At 31.3% G+C, this 18,936-nt stretch carries 12 protein-coding genes; 2 read left to right on the top strand and 10 right to left on the bottom strand.

All coding sequences use genetic code 11. The features are described from left to right. Positions 1–115: 115 nt before the first annotated feature. From KO500_RS09365 to KO500_RS09355, 3 genes are all read right to left on the bottom strand, one after another. Entirely contained in the window at positions 116–2,350 is a 2,235-nt protein-coding gene (locus KO500_RS09365) for an AAA family ATPase (protein ID WP_215956280.1), read from the bottom strand. A 213-nt stretch (positions 2,351–2,563) separates the two neighbouring features. Then, positions 2,564–3,127: an MltR family transcriptional regulator gene (locus tag KO500_RS09360; RefSeq protein ID WP_215956279.1), complete on the bottom strand. Its 564-nt coding sequence runs from the start codon at positions 3,125–3,127 to the stop codon at positions 2,564–2,566. Between the two features lie 16 nt (positions 3,128–3,143). Further along, on the bottom strand, positions 3,144–3,479 hold the full coding sequence (locus KO500_RS09355; protein ID WP_215956278.1) for a hypothetical protein: 336 nt from the start codon (positions 3,477–3,479) through the stop codon (positions 3,144–3,146). A gap of 538 nt (positions 3,480–4,017) precedes the next feature. On the opposite strand from KO500_RS09355, the gene KO500_RS09350 reads away from it, so the two are divergent. Beyond that, on the top strand, positions 4,018–4,641 hold the full coding sequence (locus tag KO500_RS09350) for a LysE family translocator (RefSeq protein WP_215956277.1): 624 nt from the start codon (positions 4,018–4,020) through the stop codon (positions 4,639–4,641). A gap of 189 nt (positions 4,642–4,830) precedes the next feature. Here the strand turns inward: KO500_RS09350 and KO500_RS09345 are convergent, their stop codons facing one another. The 6 genes from KO500_RS09345 to KO500_RS09320 all read right to left on the bottom strand — a co-directional run bounded on the left by KO500_RS09345 (position 4,831) and on the right by KO500_RS09320 (position 15,644). Then, positions 4,831–5,184, bottom strand: coding sequence for a hypothetical protein (locus tag KO500_RS09345; RefSeq protein ID WP_215956276.1), 354 nt, complete (start codon positions 5,182–5,184; stop codon positions 4,831–4,833). A 239-nt stretch (positions 5,185–5,423) separates the two neighbouring features. Next, positions 5,424–6,266, bottom strand: coding sequence for an endonuclease/exonuclease/phosphatase family protein (locus KO500_RS09340; RefSeq protein WP_215956275.1), 843 nt, complete (start codon positions 6,264–6,266; stop codon positions 5,424–5,426). Beyond that, positions 6,263–7,837: a family 16 glycosylhydrolase gene (locus KO500_RS09335; RefSeq protein WP_215956274.1), complete on the bottom strand. Its 1,575-nt coding sequence runs from the start codon at positions 7,835–7,837 to the stop codon at positions 6,263–6,265. Before KO500_RS09335 ends, KO500_RS09340 begins: the two co-directional genes overlap by 4 nt. Positions 7,838–7,917: 80 nt before the next feature. Further along, positions 7,918–9,522 (bottom strand): RagB/SusD family nutrient uptake outer membrane protein, encoded by a 1,605-nt coding sequence (locus tag KO500_RS09330; RefSeq protein WP_215956273.1) that lies wholly within the window; start codon positions 9,520–9,522, stop codon positions 7,918–7,920. A gap of 14 nt (positions 9,523–9,536) precedes the next feature. Beyond that, on the bottom strand, positions 9,537–12,569 hold the full coding sequence (locus KO500_RS09325) for a SusC/RagA family TonB-linked outer membrane protein (RefSeq protein ID WP_215956272.1): 3,033 nt from the start codon (positions 12,567–12,569) through the stop codon (positions 9,537–9,539). Positions 12,570–12,872: 303 nt separating this feature from the next. Continuing rightward, positions 12,873–15,644 (bottom strand): helix-turn-helix and ligand-binding sensor domain-containing protein, encoded by a 2,772-nt coding sequence (locus KO500_RS09320; RefSeq protein ID WP_215956271.1) that lies wholly within the window; start codon positions 15,642–15,644, stop codon positions 12,873–12,875. A 223-nt stretch (positions 15,645–15,867) separates the two neighbouring features. Between KO500_RS09320 and KO500_RS09315 the strand changes: the two genes are divergently transcribed. Next, on the top strand, positions 15,868–17,439 hold the full coding sequence (locus KO500_RS09315; protein ID WP_215956270.1) for a calcineurin-like phosphoesterase C-terminal domain-containing protein: 1,572 nt from the start codon (positions 15,868–15,870) through the stop codon (positions 17,437–17,439). 140 nt (positions 17,440–17,579) lie between these two features. On the opposite strand, the gene KO500_RS09310 is transcribed toward KO500_RS09315, so the two are convergent. Continuing rightward, positions 17,580–18,770 carry an MFS transporter gene (locus tag KO500_RS09310; RefSeq protein ID WP_215956269.1) on the bottom strand — a complete coding sequence of 397 codons (1,191 nt, stop codon included), beginning with the start codon at positions 18,768–18,770 and terminating at the stop codon, positions 17,580–17,582. Between the last annotated feature and the right edge of the window lie 166 nt (positions 18,771–18,936).

The following is an 18,936-nucleotide window of genomic DNA, read 5'->3' as shown; positions in this document are numbered from 1 at the left end:
ATCTTTTCATTTTTAAAGCCAAATCAAAAGATTTGGCGGACTTAGTTAAAAGCTCTGAACTTTGGGTTAAGCACCAAAACCCGTATTAACTATAGCCATTGTTGTGCTTAGTTTTTTATATTATTTCTAAACATTTTATAAAGTCTTGAAGTACGTTTATTCCATTTTCTCCTTCATTCTTTAATTCATTATTATGCAATTCAATATTTAAATCGTCACAAAGGTTTATAATTTGACTAAACTTATTTTGTGTTTCAAATTGATTGACATTATTAGACTTTAATGTCTCAGTAAAAGTTCTTATGCTCTTTCTACTCTTAATATCTTCTTTAAGATGACTGTAATATTTTTTAGTAAACACGTCTTCTAATATTTTTCTAGATTTTGAAAATAACCCTTCAATTTCAGTCGGTGTAATATTATTATCAATTAGTTTAATGATTTCTTTTAAATCTTTCCGAGTATCACTTTCCAGATATAATTCTTTATTTGTTCTTAAAATTGTACTTTTTTTAATTCCGTCCTGCATTCCTTCATTTTGTATTTCTAAAGCTGTCGCTTCAGGAAACTTAATTAAACACCACTTATAAAAATCAAGTTCGTGTGTTAAAATAATTATTTGTTTAGGTTTTGACATAGTGCTATTAAAAGAAATATTTTGAATCTCTTTGATAATTGCTCTTCTTCTTTCTTTATCTAAGCTTGAAAAAGGGTCGTCTAGAATTATAATTTTATTATTTAATTTTTCATTATTCTTTAAAAGAGAGATGAAAAATGAAAAAGCCAGTACTCTTTTATCGCTTTCGCTTAATGAGTTTTTGAAATTTGGGATTGCAGAGTTTTCAGTCTCTAGAGTTATTTTGTGGTTATTATAAAAAACTAAAGAAAAAATTCTCTCAGTTTTACCAATTATTTTTTTCAAAGGTATAAATTCATCAAGTCTGTAATCTGCTTGAAGGTTAGATAGAACTTCATTTATTGTCTGATGATTTTTTTTATAAATTTCTCTACCATAAATTTCTAATTCCTCCCTTTTTTGTTCTCGTTTCTGTTTTAGTAATTTAAATTCTTTGTCTAAATCATCTTTTTTCTCAAAATAACTCTCCCAATTTTCAGTAGTTGAATATCTGATTTTAGTAAACTGTAATGTTGAAAGTTTTGATTTTAACTCTTTCAAATCGATATTGATTTCTTTTAATTTCGATTTCTTTTGAGTATTATATTCTTCTTTTATGTCTTCAAATGTTTTGATAAGTTCTTCAAATTCTTGAAAATTTATAGAATATGAAAGGTCATTCAATTTTTTATTAAATTCATTGTTGCATTCATTTTTTAATTCAATGAGTTTATCTTTAGGAATGTCAATGTTAATTTTAATCATTCCACCTATTGTCTTTATTTGACTGATAGCAAGTTCTATGTTCCAGTTATTGAAGTCGTTTATTACTGACGATATCTGCTTTTGAAAATCGATAAATTCTTTAGAAAATAATTTAGAATATTCATTTAATAATTTTAAAGCATCAATATTCAGTGATTGACCACAAAAAACACAGTCTTTAGGTTCTTCCTTAAGCAATTGAAAACCCTGTTGTAGGAAATTAAATGAGTTCTCAGACTTGTTCCAAGTTTTTTGAATATGTTCAATTACATATTCCTTGTTTAATTTAAAATGTTTAGATAAAAGGTTGATAATTGAATATTCTGGAATCGAAGAAAAGACATTTTCAATTTGATTGCATTTCGATTTTATATTGTCTTGATTATTATAATCGTCAATTTGGGCTTCAACTTTTAAAATTTCTTTGTCAATATCTTCTATATTCTTAAGTTTTCTGAATTTCTGTAATGTTATTGGTGCTTCAGGAAATCTATTTGTAAAAATATTTCCGTGTTTTTTTTTGTTTGCAGTAACTTTACTTATTTCACTTTGTAATTGTTCTATTTCGATAGCTAACTTTTGTCCTTCCTCTCCAATAATTATTGAATTCAAACTTTTTTGGTTATCATAAATTATTTGACCACCCAGATGAACATTATTGTTAATGAAATCTTCATCAAAAATTATAATATCCTTAATTCCGTTATTCCATTTGTTACTAGAAAAGGATATTTCTCCTTCATTTGCTAATTGAATAACTATTTTTTGAGAAGAAACTCCGAAGGTTTTTCTACCTTCGATAACACTTTTGTCTCCTAGTTTTAATGATTTAAAAATAGCAGTTAAAGTACTTTTACCTCTGGTATTTCCACCATAAATTAAGTTGAATTCACTAAATTTCAATCCACCTAAGTTTTTAGCAGAAAGAAACTTTCCAACTCCTTCTATTTGTTTAATTCTATCTATCATTGGTTTCGTGGTAAATTAAGCACAACGGTTCGGCTATGGCAAGTAGGGCAGGCAAGGAAACTTTTCGTTTCCGTCTGGTCTGCGAGCCATAGCTTTTTGTTTTGTAATTATTTTTTCTTTTTTAATTGCCAAATCCAAAAGATTTGGCGGAATTAGCAAACACGCTCAAGCCTTTAAATTCAGCACTTACCGCCCTATTTGCTATAGCCATTGTTATGTGCTGGCTTTTTTCCCAAAGTTGTTTAGTATATGTCGTTTTTCGCCTCGTGCGATGCTAATATGTCCATTAAGATTTGAGATTAATTGATTTACTCCGACTTGAAATAGCATCAAATTGGTTGCTCCTTCGGGTACATAATCCATAAATGAAATTTTATGCCATTCAAGTCCTTTACACCATGATTCAATCTGAGAATCTTGAAAGTCCACGAACATTTGATGCGCAAATTTATTTCGGATTTTACGGATTAAATTCAAGTCCTGCATGACGATTTTTTCAATTAACCCTAAACAAAAAGCCATCTGTATTTTATTGCTAAAATTCCCCAAAGGAGAATTAAATTCAAATAGTTTTTCAACTTGCTTATCATATTCCGGCAGAAATGAATATAAAACATGTTCCAAGGTCATCTCCAAAAAAGTCCCACCTAATATTGCAATTGAACGTTCATTAGTCTCGGTTTGATTAAACAAATCCGAAAATTCAATTAGTGCTTGATTGAAATCAAAATATCTTTCAACTTCTTTTCCCTTAAGAGTATGTTTATCTGAATCCAAGTGCATATTACGTGTTCTATAAACCTTTTATTAAATCTGTATTGAGGATTTCAATCAATTTTCCAGTCGCGACTACATGCGAACCTTCTCCTACTTCAAATTCCATTCCTATTTCCAGCATATTTTCGAAAAACTGCGGAGAAAGAATCATGATTTCAGCTTTAACTGTTTCGCCTGGATTAACCGAGTCTTGTCTAATAAAGGTCTGTTGTCCAGAAGTCATCGTTTTCGAAAACGGAAACTTCACATGCGGTCTATAACCTGAACTGGCAGGTGTCCGTCGACCTCCCTCTTCCGTAGTCCGATATTTCAGTTCTGCTATAAAATCTGGAGTACGTGTTTCAAATGACATCAAAATGTTTTTTTAGCTTGCACATAACTTGTTTATATACGGAACTTTCCTCCTCTTATACAGCTATTTTGGGTGGCTATGCGGAAGTTTTGTATAACTTTACGTTTTTAGCCTCCACAATTAAAAGTCGAAAATTCTTATTTTATTTGTGGTACAATATAAGCAGGTTAAAGCAACATATTGTGTAAAACATTCATCTCTTTTTAACAGTTTTATTAACAATACAAAACCTTACTGCTTCAAATTTAGATAATTAAGCAGGTACTAACCTTGCGGTTTTCCGCAATGAGGCAATTTATGTGTCAAATTTTGGTAAGAAATATAAACTTACACGTATTCTACTTAAGCCACTATACCTTTAAGTTAAGTTCTACTATTTATTCTCTGCTCACTTTCTTACAATAAATAAGTTTACAGTACTAAGTTCTAAAAAGTTAAATATAGCATTTAACTAAAAACGTTTAAGAGTCATTAAAAATAGGGAACGTATTAATTTATTAGTTCATTTCTATAGTTATTTGCTATACAATAATTAACTATGAACTTTTTAATCTGTTTGCTTTTAGGTTTTTGCATTGCTGCTTTAGGGAGCATTACACCTAGTTTTTTAAATTTAACTGTTGTAAAATATAGTTTAAGAAATGGTAAAAATGCTACGTTTTACTTAATTGCAGGTTATGCTACTGTTTTGTTTTTTCAAGCTAATTTAGGCGCTTACTTGGCAAATATTTTAATGAAAAATTCAGAATATATTACCTCAATTCAAAAAATAGGAATTGGTATTTTATTTCTATTATCCATTAATTTTTTTAGACTTTATTTTACATCAAAAGATAAGGTAAAGGCTAAAGAAATTCCGAAATCAAAATCATACTTCTATGGTATTTTAATGTCATTATTAAATATGATGGCTATTCCGTTTTATTTTACGTTTATTTCACTAATAATTGGTTTTGAGTATTTTGAGTATAGTTTAACAAACGCACTTTACTTTTCTATTGGTTCTACAATAGGCTCATTTACACTGTACACGCTTTACGCTGTGGTTGCCAAAAAAATAGAACATAGATTGAATTTTATTGCCGCTAAAATGGACTTTATTTTAGGTTGTTTAACTGGTGCAATAGCTATTGGTAATGTAATTTATCTATTTAGTAAATAGCTACTGAGGAGTTTTACATGTTTTAACTGCATTTGTAAGTCTTTAACTTATGATACAATTTAAGAAGATTATTTACCCTCTATTTAAAACAGTTTTAGTGACAATACTAAATGATGACATTTATAAGTAAATGCAACAATCGATTATAATAAAAAATATCGATGTTTAATTACAGGTTTAAATACAAGCTTAGCTTAACAGCCAATTAATAGCATCCGCTTTATTGTCGCATATATAAACGGTGGCTCCCCTATTTACCGCTACATTTTCGGCAAATTTATTAATCTTTTCTGCTTGTAAATAAATAGTTAGTTTGTGCGATTTAAATAAAGATGCTATTATTTCTCCCGTATAATACCGAATCATTTCATTATCTGGTAGTGACATTCCTCTAGCATTTATCAAAATTAAATTATAGCCTTGTGCATCGGCTTCAACTTTAATTGCATCGAGTATTAAAAAAGCATTTTCTTTTGTCCATGCGGCTTCAATTTCTGCATATAAATAATTATCACAATTTTTAAACTCAATAATTACACTCATTCTTTTAACAACTACAAAAAAAGATTCCACTTTACAATAGAAAGAAAAATCTTGTTAATTTTAAATGCTAAAATATAAAACTATCTGATATTTAAAAGTTTAGTTTCTTACAATTTTAACTCAATCAAATAAAAAAGGCGCTTATTTGGTTGCAAATAGTAGTTTTTTATTTTTTGGCACAAAAAAACCACCTAAAAATTCAGATGGTTATAATGGTTTTTATAGTATAGTCTAAATTATTATTCCATTTGCAGTTCCGCAAAAACTGGAAAATGGTCAGATGGAAACTTAAAGGCTACAGCACTAGACAAAACACCATACTTAGTTACTTTTATATTTTCAGATTTTGATACAAAAATGTAGTCTATTCTGCGTGTTACAGGCTCATTGTACTTGAACCCATTGAACGTTCCTGTAGCTCCAAATTTTATATTTGCTATATTCTCAGCGTCATTAAGCACTTTTTTTGTTGCTGTTAGAATTTCATTTTCAGGCGTTACATTAAAATCTCCTGTTAAAAAAACAGGGTAATTTTCTGTATTCTCAGAGGCTATTTTATTTAGCACAAGTTGCAAACCTTCCTTTTGAGCTATTGCCCCTACATGATCTAAATGCGTATTAAAAGCCCAGAATTTCTTATTTGAATTTTTAAATGAAAATAAAGCATACGTACAAATTCTAGGATACGCAGCATCCCAACTTTTAGAAACTATGGTTGGCGTTTGAGACAACCAAAAAGTGTGCGTTTTTTCTACCTTTAATTTATCTGAATTGTAAAAAATTGCCGAGTATTCGCCTTTACCATTACCGTCTCTACCCTCACCAACGTATTTATAATTTGTTAATGCTGTACTTAAATCTTGAATTTGATTAGGTTTCGCCTCTTGAACCCCTAAAATATCAGGTGCTAAAAACAGTACTTGAGAGGTTAAAAAATCTTTTCTGTTTGGCCACGCATTTTCACCGTCAGAAGCAACGTCTAAACGAATATTATAGGTCATTACTTTAAGTGACGTAGTTGTACGTTTTGTATTAAAACTAGTGATTAAAAAACAAAAAACTAATAAATATACTGCTTTCATAATTCCTTTTTCTTTTGATATACACGAACATAATCAATTAGTAATTGTTGCGGGAAAATAGTATCATCAATACCTTTTCTTCCGCCAAGCATACCACCAATTGCGGTGTTTATTTTAATATAAAAATTTTGATCAAATGGCCATTCTGCTGTTGTTTTATGGTCATTTTCAATGTGGTTATACACCTCATCATCTAATAAAAAATCAATAGACTCTGGTGTCCAAATTATAGAATAAATATGAAAAGTTTCATACGGTTTTTCAATTTCAATAGTTTTACCCCTTTGTGTCCCAATCATATGATTATACGCTTTGGTGTGTATGGTTCCAAAAATAGAATCAGCATTAAAACCTACATGCTCCATAATATCAATTTCACCACATTCTGGCCAACCTACTTCTGGTTGGTTTTCGCCAAGCATCCAAAATGCAGGCCAAAGACCAACACCTTTAGGTAGTTTCGCACGAATATCTATACGACCATAAGTCCATTGTGCTAAACCATTTGTGTGCAAACTTGCGGAAGTGTATGAACCGTATTTCTGATTCTTTCTCCAATCAGGATCAGTAGTACTTTTAAAAGCGCTATTAGCAACCTTTTCCTTATAAGATTCTAAAATTAATATGCCCTTTTCTACTCTACTATTTTTTAAACTATCTGTATAATATTGTTGTTCTTGGTTTCTTTTAAAACCTACTTCATAGTTCCATTTTAAAGGATTTGGGTTGCCTGTATAATTAAACTCATCACTCCAAACCAATTCATACTCTTTTGCTACAGGAAAGTTTTTAAATTTTTCAAGAACAAGCTCTGGTTCATCAGTGGTTATGTAATCAAAATCATTCGCCAATAACCAATCAATATCTTCCGATTTATTTGCTGTCCATGCATTTAAAACTAAATTCAAATCTTTAGCTTCTGTAATCCAATCAGGATGTATTTTGAGTTTATAAATTAAATAATCAAGTCCTGTTATGCTATCTTTTTTAAGCGCTTCTGGTTTTTTTGAACCGTCTAAATACAAGACCTTAGCTTTAGGCTCAATTGCCTTTATGTGTTTAATTATCTCGTAACTAAAACTGATGTAATAGGATACATAGGCTTCTGCCTTCAGCTCTTTTACCAATTGAACAACTTTGCCTGCTATCAACGCATTATGGTCTTTAAATTTTGATGGTTTAATTTCACAAACAAGACCTGTAGCTGTATTATTGGTCATACCCACTAGCAGGTACTCTTTTAATGTTGGGAGTTTTTCACCATTTGACAGTTTGAATTTTGACAACTCATTATAGGTTGAAGTTTCAATAGTCAAATCATTATAAGCAGCATCATGAGCTACCACCAACACCTCATCAGCCGTCATACGAACATCAAACTCTGAACCTGTACAATTTAATCGAATAGCCTCTTTTAATGATGCTATTGAGTTTTTAGGCAATTCTTTTGCTTTCCATGCACCACGATGTGCTATAACAGGATTGGTTGCAAAAACTAATGATGGTTTTTGGGTAGCCGTATTACAAGAAAATAACCCAACACATAAAATTAAAATAAAAAAATATCGCATATACTTCATCTAAAATAAAAAGATACCACGGGTAAATGAGATTACCCATGATATCATAAAACTAAAACTTAATTACTATTTTAATACCCATCGTTTTGTGGGTAACTAGACCCTAATAAATCTAAATCTATTTCTGCAATAGGCCAGTTTATAAAATGTGATTGCCAATTATCTCTCGGGTCATTTTCACCTAAGTTATTTGGGTAATACTCTCCATCACCAGCATAATTTGTTATTTGATAATCAATAACATCTTGCCCCATTCTTTTTAAGGTAAACCAACGTTGCCCTTCAAAAGCTAGTTCACGAGCTCTTTCATCTAAAATTGCTTGTTGATCTACTGTTGTTACTGCAGCCGCTCCTGCTCTTGTTCTAATTGCATTAAGGTATGGAAGCGGATCACCTTCTGATGACCTCATTAAAGCTTCTGCCGCTATTAAATAAGTTTCTGCTAACCTGTAAACTGTTACATTACTTCTGTTTAAATACGTATCAGGATCATCATCTTCTTGTGCAAATTTGATACAAGATGGATGCATTCTTTGGTAATATGTTGTATACGTATCACTAGGATTGTCTAAATCAGTTATCGGAGCATAATCATCAACTTCTTCTCCAATTCTGTCCCCAGAGGTATAATAATATTTTAACCTAAAATACGTGTCATCATCTCTCGTATCATTCTCATCTTCCGCTAATAAATTAAGCAAATAGAGGTTTGGTAATATACGTGAGAAACCACGACCACCTTGCTCTACATTTGCCTCAATACCCGATATATTGAAATACTGCGTAACATAATTTGCGTTAATCATTGTTGTGCTTCCACCACCAGATAAATCATCTTCAGATTGTATTACAAATAAAGATTCTGAGTTATTTCTATCTTCTGCAAAAACTTCAGCTGTAGAACTTACTAAACTATGTGGCCCTTCTTCAATTAGGCTTATTGCCTGGCTAGCCGCTTCTGCCCAATCACTTTGCCACATTGCTACTTTAGCTTTTACATGTTTTGCTGTACCTTTTGTAACACGACCAAAAGTATCTGTCCATTCTAAATTTTCTATTGAAAACGTAAGGTCACTATTAATTAGTTCAAAAATTTCTTCTTCAGAAGATTTATCGCTAATTACATCAAACGCATTATCAACTGTTACTGTTTCGGTAGTTACATAAATGTTGTTATACATTCTGTACAAATAGAAATATGCTTCTGCCCTGAAAAATTTAGCTTCAGCAATAATTTGATTTTTAACGTCTTCGTCAATATCCTCCATTGCTTCTGCCGCGTTGATAAGTGCAGTTGCTTTGTTTGCTAGGTTGTAAAAATGTTTCCAAAACAATGTTGACGCCAATTCAGTACCATAATCAATAGATGAAATCCCCCTTTGGTACCTGCCCATTAAACCTGTATAGCCAGATCTACTAAAAGCTAAATCACTTCGTGAAGACATAAGAACAGCTGCCATATAATCCTCTGAACTATATTCATAACGATCTCTATTTATGGTATATAAACTTACTACACCCGATTGCAAACCGTCTTCCGTAGTATATATATAATCAGAATCAATTAAAGTGCCTGGTTCTTCTTCTAGATAATCTTCACAAGAAACTGCAAAAAACAATACTGTAAGTAGCACCAAACTACTTTTTAATTTTATATAAGAATTCTTAAACTCCATAATTTATTAATTTTTTAAAATTTAACTTTTACTCCGAATGTGAAACTACTAGAATCTGGATACCCAGTATCTGCACTTGAATACGTATCTCTAATATTTACCTCAGGGCTATAGCCTATATAATCAGTTTTAGTAAATACATTAGTCGCTGTAGCGTAAAACCTAATTTGTCCAATATTTAATTTATCAGTTATGCCCTGATCTAAAGTATAGCCCAAACTCAATGTTCTTAATCTTAAATATGAAGCATCTCTTACAGCCAATGCGTTTAAATATAAAGGAGTAGAATCATAATTTGGTCTTGGGAATTCTGTTGATGGATTTTCAGGAGTATAATAATCTACTTTTACACCATTTAATTTACCCGATAATGTACCACCATTGTTATAATCTGATAAAAATGGATTCACTTTTGTTGCACCCTCTACCGCATAAAAATCAACAAACAAATCAAAACCTTTATAAACTATAGTTGTAGATAATGAACCAAACCAATCTGGATTAGAATCAGTAAACACTCTATCATCTTCAGTTATAATTCCATCTTCATTAGTATCTTTAATCTTAATATCACCCGCTTCTAAATCTTGAGTAAGTGTAGATTCTGAATTTGCTTGCGGTGCGTTTTCAAAATCTTCGCCTTCTTGCCAAATACCATCAAAATCATATTGGTATATTACATCAACTGCTTGTCCTACATAATAACCATAAGTATCATCATTTTCTATAGGATTACCATCACCATCATCATAAAGCTCTAAGATTTTATTTTTATTATTAGACCAGTTAGTTGAAACTGACCATTTAAAATCTTTAGTATTGATAATATTAGCGGTTAAGCTTAATTCTATACCTGTATTTTGTAATTCGCCGGCATTAAAATAGGTATACGAGTAACCCGTAGTTGAAGGAACACCTCTTTTTAATAACAAATCTGTCGTGCGAGCATCATACCAGTTTACATTTCCTTCTAATATTCTATTAAGTACTGAAAAGTCTAAACCAATGTTAGCCGTAGTAATCCTTTCAAATTTTAAATCGGTATTTGGCAAAATAGTTGAAGGAGAATACCCTGAAGTAGATTCACTATCAAAAATGTAATTTTCACCATCAGCCGTAAATAATGAAGTATATGCAATACCTAAATCATTCACCAAAGAACCATAACTAGCTCTAAGTTTTAATTCTTGAATAGCACTAACATCTTCTAAAAAGCTTTCATTATGAATTTTCCATGCAAATGAAGCTGCAGGGTTAAAACTCCATTTATTATCTTCTGAATTTACCGAAGCACCATCGGCTCTAGCCGTTGCCGTAAACAAATACTTATTGTTTAAATTGTAACGTGCTCTGGTCATAAAAGAAGCCAAGGTTTGCTTATCTTTTTCACGATCTACAGTTATACTCCCTATAGCATTTGAAATTCCGTCATAACTCAACGTCTCATTTACAAATCCTTGGCCTTCTGTTAAAGTACTTGAATACCCATTCTCTTGTGCAGACTGTACAAAAGTTACATTCAATTTATTATTCTCATTAAACGCTTTATCATACGTAAGTATGTTTTCAATAAGATATGATTCTGTTAATTGATTTTCAATTGTAGCAATACCATCAACATCGTCACCAGCAGAACTTAATGAAGATTGATACTGCCCTCTTTCTGATGTTCTACGTGTTAAATTTGTTTTTAATTGATAGTTTAAATCTTTTGTTATTTGCCATCTTGGAGTCACGTTAATAACATAATCATTTCCCTTTTCATGGTTTTCTTGTTCATTAAGATTCCAAATTGGATTTATTGCAGATGATTCTTCACCACTTGGATATTGTGTCAAGTTACCATCTTCATCATAAGCACTCCCTAAAGGTGATGTTGTAATCACATTTACATTTGCAGCTCTATCTGTATCATCATTTAATAAGTTTAAATCAAAATTTACCGAGAACTTATCACTTATTTTTTGATCTACATTTAAACGTAATGTTTTTCTTGTATAGCTTGATGTTGGTATCATACCTTCTTCTTTAAAGTAGTTGATACTTGCAAATACTTTAGTTAGTTCTGTACCACCAGAAATACTAATTGCTTGATTGTTTACAAAGCCATTGGTCATCAATTCATCTTCCCAATCTACAAACTCATTATTTGCGATATTCTCTAATTCTATTTCTGAAAAAATATCCGAATCTAAAGGATACGCATCACCATCAATAGTAGACCTAACCGCTTCTCTTCGTAATTGTGCAAATTCTTGACCGCTATATACATCAAAATTTCTTTCGATTGATTTTGTTGTTACATACCCATGATAGCTTACAGTTACTTTACCTGCTTCACCTCTTTTCGTAGTAATTAATACAACACCATTTGCTCCTCTTGAACCGTATATTGCTTGGGCTGATGCATCTTTTAAAAATTCTATAGATTCTATATCATCAGAATCTATATCTTCAATACCGCCATCTCTAATAATACCATCAACAACATAAATAGCACTTACATTACCTTCAATAGAACCTTGACCTCTAAAAATAATATCAGAAGTTCCGCCTGGTCGTAAAGTACCACTACCTACATCAACTTGTAAACCTGCAATTCTACCTCTCAACATTTCATTAACATCAGATGTTGGTGTTAATGTTGCTTGTGCCAAATTGGTAGTTGCAACTGCATTTACAATATCACTTTTGTTTTGTGTACCGTAGCCAACAACAACAACTTCATTAAGCAAATTGTCATTTTCTAAGGCAATAGTCATCTCAGCATTTTTTGCGCTAAGTTCTTTTGTTTTAAACCCTACATAAGACACTATTAGTGTACCTGATGGGTTTGACACATTTAACGTAAAGTTTCCATCAAAATCTGTAGAAGCTCCGTTCGTAGTACCTTTTTCTACAACAGATGCTCCTGGTAAAGGCATGTTATCTGCTGCTGAAAGTACTGTTCCTCTTACTGTAGTTTGGGCCAATAAGGTAAAAGAACCACAAACTAAAAAAAGACCAAAGAATACTGCAATTCTTAATTTTTGAAATTTAAATTTCATGAATGTTTGATTTAGTTAAAATTTATTATTTGCTCAAAAATGCTGTTCTGGTTCATATAGGTTTTCAACACTTTCAATACTCCGGCAAATGTATACTCAAACCATTCTGGAACTAAAAAACAAGACCTCGACAAAAGACGAACAACGCGTTTTTAGCTCAAAAATGCGCTGAATACAGTTCAAAAACTATTGAATACACACTAGTTAAGGTGCAATATTATCTTTACGTTAAGTGCCTAAAATAGAGCATAAAACAATGCTTTGTAGTGGTAAAGTCTAGGTGAAAAAAGTATTCGTAGAGGTCTAAAATTTTAAAATATAGTCTACCAAACTATCATCATGCAATAAATTCATTCTTTTTCGCAATCTATAGCGTTTGGTTTCGACACTTTTTGTAGAGATATTTAATAAAGGCGCAATTTCTTTTGAAGATAAATTAAGCCTTAGGTAAGCACAAAATTTTAAATCATTAGGTGTCAGGTCTGGGTGTGCCACTTTAATCTTATCCATAAAGTCTTTATCGGCATTATTAAATGCTTGCTTAAAAAACTTCCAATCTTTATTGTTATTTAAATTCGTATCAATTAATTCAATTGCACTGGCTAAATCTTCTTTGGCCTTAACATTTTTTAATTCTTTTTTTATTTTCCGAAGTAATTCATTCTTTTTAACAATACTCATTGTAGATATTGCTAACTCTCTATTTTTACTATCAATATCTTGATTTAATTTTTCGTTCTTTATTTCAATAATCGCACGATCGCTCTTAACTTGTTCATGCTTTAATATTTTCTCGTAATAAAAGGTATAGGCTTTATGAATAAAAAAACCAATACCTATAAGTAGTAGCACATAAATAAACAATGCTACATTAGCTATGTACCAAGGTCTATTTACTTCAAAAGAATACGATACAGTATTATTAGTCAACTGATTACCTACTTTACCTTTTACCTCAAACGTATAATCACCAAAAGGTAAGTTTTCAAATTGTATACTTGCTTTTTTTGACCAATCGCTCCAATGATCACTCTGGCCAACTAGCCTGTATTGGTACGTAATATCTAAATACTTGTAATATTCTGGAACTGAATAGTTGAAAGATAAACTCCCTTGTTTGTGTTCAAATTCACCACTTTGGGCTAATGGCAGAAGTTCGTTTTCTGAATCTAAATCTTTTTTACTAACACTATTTAAGTAAATGGTATGTTTTTTATTTGTGACTAACTTAGATAAATCCATCGTTAAATAACCATTTACTATACCTAATACATATTTTGAATTCGCTATGTGCTGAATATTCTCAAAACCTACAACTCCTTTTTTTAAATCTGAAGAAATGTAAATATCTTTAATTTCAGGTGTATTGGTAAGATTATCATTGGTAATAAAGCTAACATTATCCTTAGAAAATGTCCATAATTTTCCGGTCTCGTCAAAAATCATTTTACCAGAAGTATATATTTTTGATGCTATAAGTGTACTTAATAGAGAATCTTTCAAAAACTTATTTTCAGTAGTATTATATGTAAACATTCCTTCTTTTGATGTATACAAAATATTGCCTTGATAAGTAACTAAACTTGAATTTTCTCCTATGGATAACTCCTCTCTTAAACTTACTTTTTCTGCTTTTGTTAAAGAGTCATTTAATACAATATCAAAAACCCCTTTATACTCATGATTTACTAAAACCTTATTAGCACCATTGAGTTCAAAAAAACGTGATGAATTACTAAAGCCTTCTATCTTATTTCTTAAACTCCAAGAATCATTTTTCTTTTCAAGAACGTACAAACCATCATAATTACCTTGTAGTATTAAATTCTCACGTTCAGGTATTTTTTTGAAATTCCAAGCACCTAAAATCGGACTTATATGTTTTGCTTTTTCATTTTTAATTAAATAGGTACCTAAATGATGTCCACAAAAAAGGTTTTCACTATCATCACTATATAAGCTCCATACTTGGCCAGCAGTTCCTTTTACGTATGAGAATGGCTTTTCCGAATTACCTATTGGTCTGTAAAACAATCCTTGATTAGTTCCCACATATAAATTATCATCAAAAATTAGTGTGGTGTACACGGTACCTAACACACCATCGTAATCAACAAAGGTTTTCAACGGCGATGTCATATTTATACGGTCAATGCCGTTATCCAAAGCAATCCAAACATTATTTTTTGCATCCTCAAATAAAGATAAAATGGTATTGTTACTTAAACCTAACTTATGGTTTATCGTATATTCAATTTTACCTTGTTGGCTAATTTTTACAATTCCGTTTGATATGGTTCCTGCAACAAAACTTCCATCTTTGAGCTGAATACTATTAAACACACTCAATTCTTTTAGTCGTTCGTTCGCTTCTACGTCCCAAGGAAGTAGACCTTCTTTTTTTAATTCAAAAAATCCTGAGCTTCTTGTTAAAACAACTAATTTACTTTCAATTTTAAATAGGTTAATTACTCTATCATTTAAAACTACAGCATCGTTATTTAATAATTCCGAAGTACCATTTTTAATACTATAAATACCTTCATTGGCAACATGGTAGTAAATTTGATTGTCAATATTAAAAACCTTGTAGATTATATTTACGGAGTGTATTGTTTTAAATTCTTCTGTTTTTTTATTAAAAAAATAGAGACTGTGGCTTGATTGAAACAAAACCCATTCTTTATAATCAATAATATTCCAAATCCGATCATTCTCAATTTTATCTTTCCCTAAATTTGGCATTAATGAAGTGTACTCTAATCTACCAAGCTGATTCCTGACCCAATACCCAAACTCTTCGTAACATCCCGTGTAAATTTTATCACCAATAACGTTAACAGCTCTTAATTTTGTTTTATTAGGCGATGCGTAGGTATTCCATTCCGAGCCATTAAATTCTAGAAGACCCGTATTGTTTGCAACGTAGATATAATTGTTCTCATCTTGAGAAATCATCCAATTTTGGTTGTCTCCACCATACCCTGACGTTGAAAAATTTTCAATAGGTGGCAACTCTTGCCCAAATGATAATAGACAAATTAAAAATGAAAAAATAAACTGTAAAAATTTCATGTTCAGACTTAAATGTAAAAGCAATTTTCAGGCGCAATTATACAATATTACTAAAACTAATAAGACTCTTACATACAACATTATACAGCTACTTTTTTTAAATGCAATTACTTAATATTAAAGATGCAATTACTTAAAGATTTGATAAAATTGGTTGTTCTATTTTTTAGTACGTAATTGGTTTTATTTGTGTGTTCAACATTTATTTTTCACAGCTACAATTATGCGTTATTTTTTAAAATTTCTTTTAGTTTTAATATGTATTCAGTCTAGTACTGCAACTTCGCAAACAAAAAAAATTGAAGGATTTGTTTTTCACGATCTAAATAAAAACGAAGTTTTTGACGCAAATGAAAAAGGAATTCCATCTGTTGCAATCTCTAACGGAAGTGGTGTAGTTGTTACAGATAAAAATGGAAAATACAGTCTAAAAATTGACGATGACACCACGGTTTTTTTAATTAAACCTTCCGGATACATTTCTAAAGTATCAACTAATTTTGTACCTGAAAATTATGCCTTTAATAAGCCCAACGGAACTCCTGATCTTCATTTTAAAGGTGTTGAAGCTCAAACATTAAATGCGACATTAAATTTTCCGCTTTATAAAAATGAAGGAGAAAATGAATTAAAAATTGGACTTTTAGGAGATATACAAGCCAAAACAATTGATGATGTATATTATTTAAGTAAAGCTGTCTCTGAAAAAATGCTCGAAGAAGAGTATGATTTTTTAGTACCGCTAGGTGATATCACATTTGATAACCTAAGATTATTTGAGCCTATTAAAAGTGTTTTAGGCAAAGTAGGCGCTCCGGTTTATTATATCTATGGGAATCATGACCGTAATTATGATGGTGAGAATATCGACTTAAGAGACGAAACCTATGAGCGTAATTTTGGTCCTTCATATTACGCTTTCAATTATGGTTCTCACACCTTTATAGCATTAAATAATATTTTTCCAAAACCGCATCATGAATACGATGCCAAAATTGATGACAAACAAATGCAGTTTGTAAAAGGGCTTTTAAAAACAGTTCCCACAGAAAATACAGTCCATTTATTAATGCATATTCCTTTGGAGCAATTGATAAATTTAGAAGACTTTTCTAGCCTATTTAAAAAACACCCTAATGTACATGCTTATGCTGGTCATACGCACACACAGTTTTTTGAAACTATTAAAAAGAAAGATGGTTGGCTTGTGAATAATGCTGTTGAAGAATTGGTTGCTGGTGCGCTATGTGGTTCTTGGTGGCACGGAGAAAAAGATAGTTTTGGTATTCCTGCTTCTATGATGGCAGACGGAACACCAAAAGGGTTTTGGATTATGAACCTCAATGGTAATAAAAAAACCTATGACTATAAAGTCTCTGAGCCCGATAATCGACAAATGCATATTTGGACACCTTTTGAGTTTGATAGAGAATTAATCCCTTTTAGTGCTCAAAAAATAATCGCTAATATTTATGCTGGAAACGAAAATACAACGGTCGAAATTAAAATTGGAAACGGTACATGGGAGCCTATGATATACACCAATGAAATTGATCCGTTTTTTAAGAGACTACATGAACTCCAAAATATGGGAATTACCCCTAGTAAAAACAGTATTAAACTAGGAAAACCTAAAAAGAGTCTGCACCTATGGAGCTTCCCTATTTCTGAAGATTTAGCTCCCGGAATACATTTAATAAGTATAAAAGCTAAAAATAGTTACGGCTTAGATGTAACTGCTAAAACAATGCTTTTCAATAAAACAGATAACGAACAGTTTTTTATTAAGAAGTAATGAATTAATTGTTTTTAATCAACAATGCTTTTACAACCAAATCTCAATAAATCATATAACAGAGTAATACGTTTATACGCAATAAATATTTTTTCTATAAAAAAGAGTAACTCAATGTACTTTAGTTTATGAAATAGCCATTAAATAGCTTTCAATTTCAATTTTCGAGTCTTATACAAATGAAAAGTAAGTGCAATAGCTATTAGGGTAAAACCAAAAGCGGTAAGTCCGAACCAACCAAATTGGCTCATTACTTTAACCCCGATTGCAGAGCCAACTGCAGCACCTAAATAATAAAACAACATATACACCGCATTTGCTCTACTCTGCGCATTTACATCTACTGAAAAAACGCGGACTTGGTTCGGCACTTGAGAACCAAACACGCCTAAATCTAAAAGTACAATACCAATACAAAGCATAGCTATAGAGTCTTTACCAAGAGCCATAACTACAAAACTTAAAAGTATAACGGATAACGAAACGGTCATTACTGATCTTGATCCTACTTTATCCGCCCACTTACCTGCTATTTTTGCTCCGAAAATCCCTGAAGCACCAACAAAACCTAGCAAACCGACTTGCTGTACTGAATATCCAAAAGGATCATCCATAAGATGAATGGCTATTGTTGCCCAAAGCGCATTAAATGCCGCAAACCATAAAGCACCTACTAAAGCAGATTCTTGTAATAAAGATTTGGTTTTAATAAGCGTTAGCATTGATTTTAAAAGCTTTGAATAACTAAGTGTTACAATTGGTTTGTTTGATGGTAATACTATTTGCAGTACAATACCAATTATAGCCGCTATAATTGCTGCTCCTAAAAACACAGCGCGCCACCCTAAATGTTCTGCAATAAAACCACTTAACGTTCTTGATAGTAAGATACCTATTGTTAACCCAGTCATTAGTGTAGCTACTACCCTACCTTTATTTTCCGGACTTGTTAATGATACACCTAAAGGAATAAGCTGTTGTGTTATATTAGAGCTAAGCCCTACTACAAATGTAGCCACTATTAATACTGCAAAATTGGGCGCAAAATATACTCCTAAAAGTGCGGTTACTAATGCTATTGATAGGTTGCGGATTACCAATTTTCTATTCATAATATCACCTAAAGGCGAGATAAAAAATATAGCAGTTGCATAGCCAATTTGAGATGCTGAAGGAATAAAACCCAATATGTGCTCATCTAAACCCATTGTTTTTCCAATTTCTGGAATCAATGGCTGATTGTAATACAAGTTAGCGGCTGTTGCTGCTATGGCTGTAGCCATAATAACTAACAAACTCCTGCTTATGGTTTTATTTTCTTTATTACCCATTTGAGGCTAGTTTTTTGGGCTACAAATGTAGAAAGTAAAAAAAGCCTACAGGGTACCTTTCTTCTTAAAAAAAGTATAATTAATTGATTTTAATTTTTCTACTTTATCAAGTAAATTCAATAAACACCCAACTTATTACTTCATTTTTTAAAAATATTGAGTTCGT

Source organism: Cellulophaga baltica (assembly GCF_018861125.1).
In the GTDB taxonomy this organism is placed as follows: Bacteria; Bacteroidota; Bacteroidia; order Flavobacteriales; family Flavobacteriaceae; genus Cellulophaga; species Cellulophaga baltica_A.
This window is presented reverse-complemented; position numbering and strand designations above follow the sequence as displayed.

What these genes read in the sequence shown, in the direction of transcription:
- KO500_RS09315 (WP_215956270.1), top strand. Translation starts at nt 15,868, where the DNA reads ATGCGTTATTTTTTAAAATTTCTTTTAGTTTTAATATGTATTCAGTCT.
- KO500_RS09330 (WP_215956273.1), bottom strand. Translation starts at nt 9,522, where the DNA reads ATGGAGTTTAAGAATTCTTATATAAAATTAAAAAGTAGTTTGGTGCTA.
- KO500_RS09365 (WP_215956280.1), bottom strand. Translation starts at nt 2,350, where the DNA reads ATGATAGATAGAATTAAACAAATAGAAGGAGTTGGAAAGTTTCTTTCT.
- KO500_RS09320 (WP_215956271.1), bottom strand. Translation starts at nt 15,644, where the DNA reads ATGAAATTTTTACAGTTTATTTTTTCATTTTTAATTTGTCTATTATCA.
- KO500_RS09345 (WP_215956276.1), bottom strand. Translation starts at nt 5,184, where the DNA reads ATGAGTGTAATTATTGAGTTTAAAAATTGTGATAATTATTTATATGCA.
- KO500_RS09340 (WP_215956275.1), bottom strand. Translation starts at nt 6,266, where the DNA reads ATGAAAGCAGTATATTTATTAGTTTTTTGTTTTTTAATCACTAGTTTT.
- KO500_RS09335 (WP_215956274.1), bottom strand. Translation starts at nt 7,837, where the DNA reads ATGCGATATTTTTTTATTTTAATTTTATGTGTTGGGTTATTTTCTTGT.
- KO500_RS09310 (WP_215956269.1), bottom strand. Translation starts at nt 18,770, where the DNA reads ATGGGTAATAAAGAAAATAAAACCATAAGCAGGAGTTTGTTAGTTATT.
- KO500_RS09350 (WP_215956277.1), top strand. Translation starts at nt 4,018, where the DNA reads ATGAACTTTTTAATCTGTTTGCTTTTAGGTTTTTGCATTGCTGCTTTA.
- KO500_RS09355 (WP_215956278.1), bottom strand. Translation starts at nt 3,479, where the DNA reads ATGTCATTTGAAACACGTACTCCAGATTTTATAGCAGAACTGAAATAT.
- KO500_RS09325 (WP_215956272.1), bottom strand. Translation starts at nt 12,569, where the DNA reads ATGAAATTTAAATTTCAAAAATTAAGAATTGCAGTATTCTTTGGTCTT.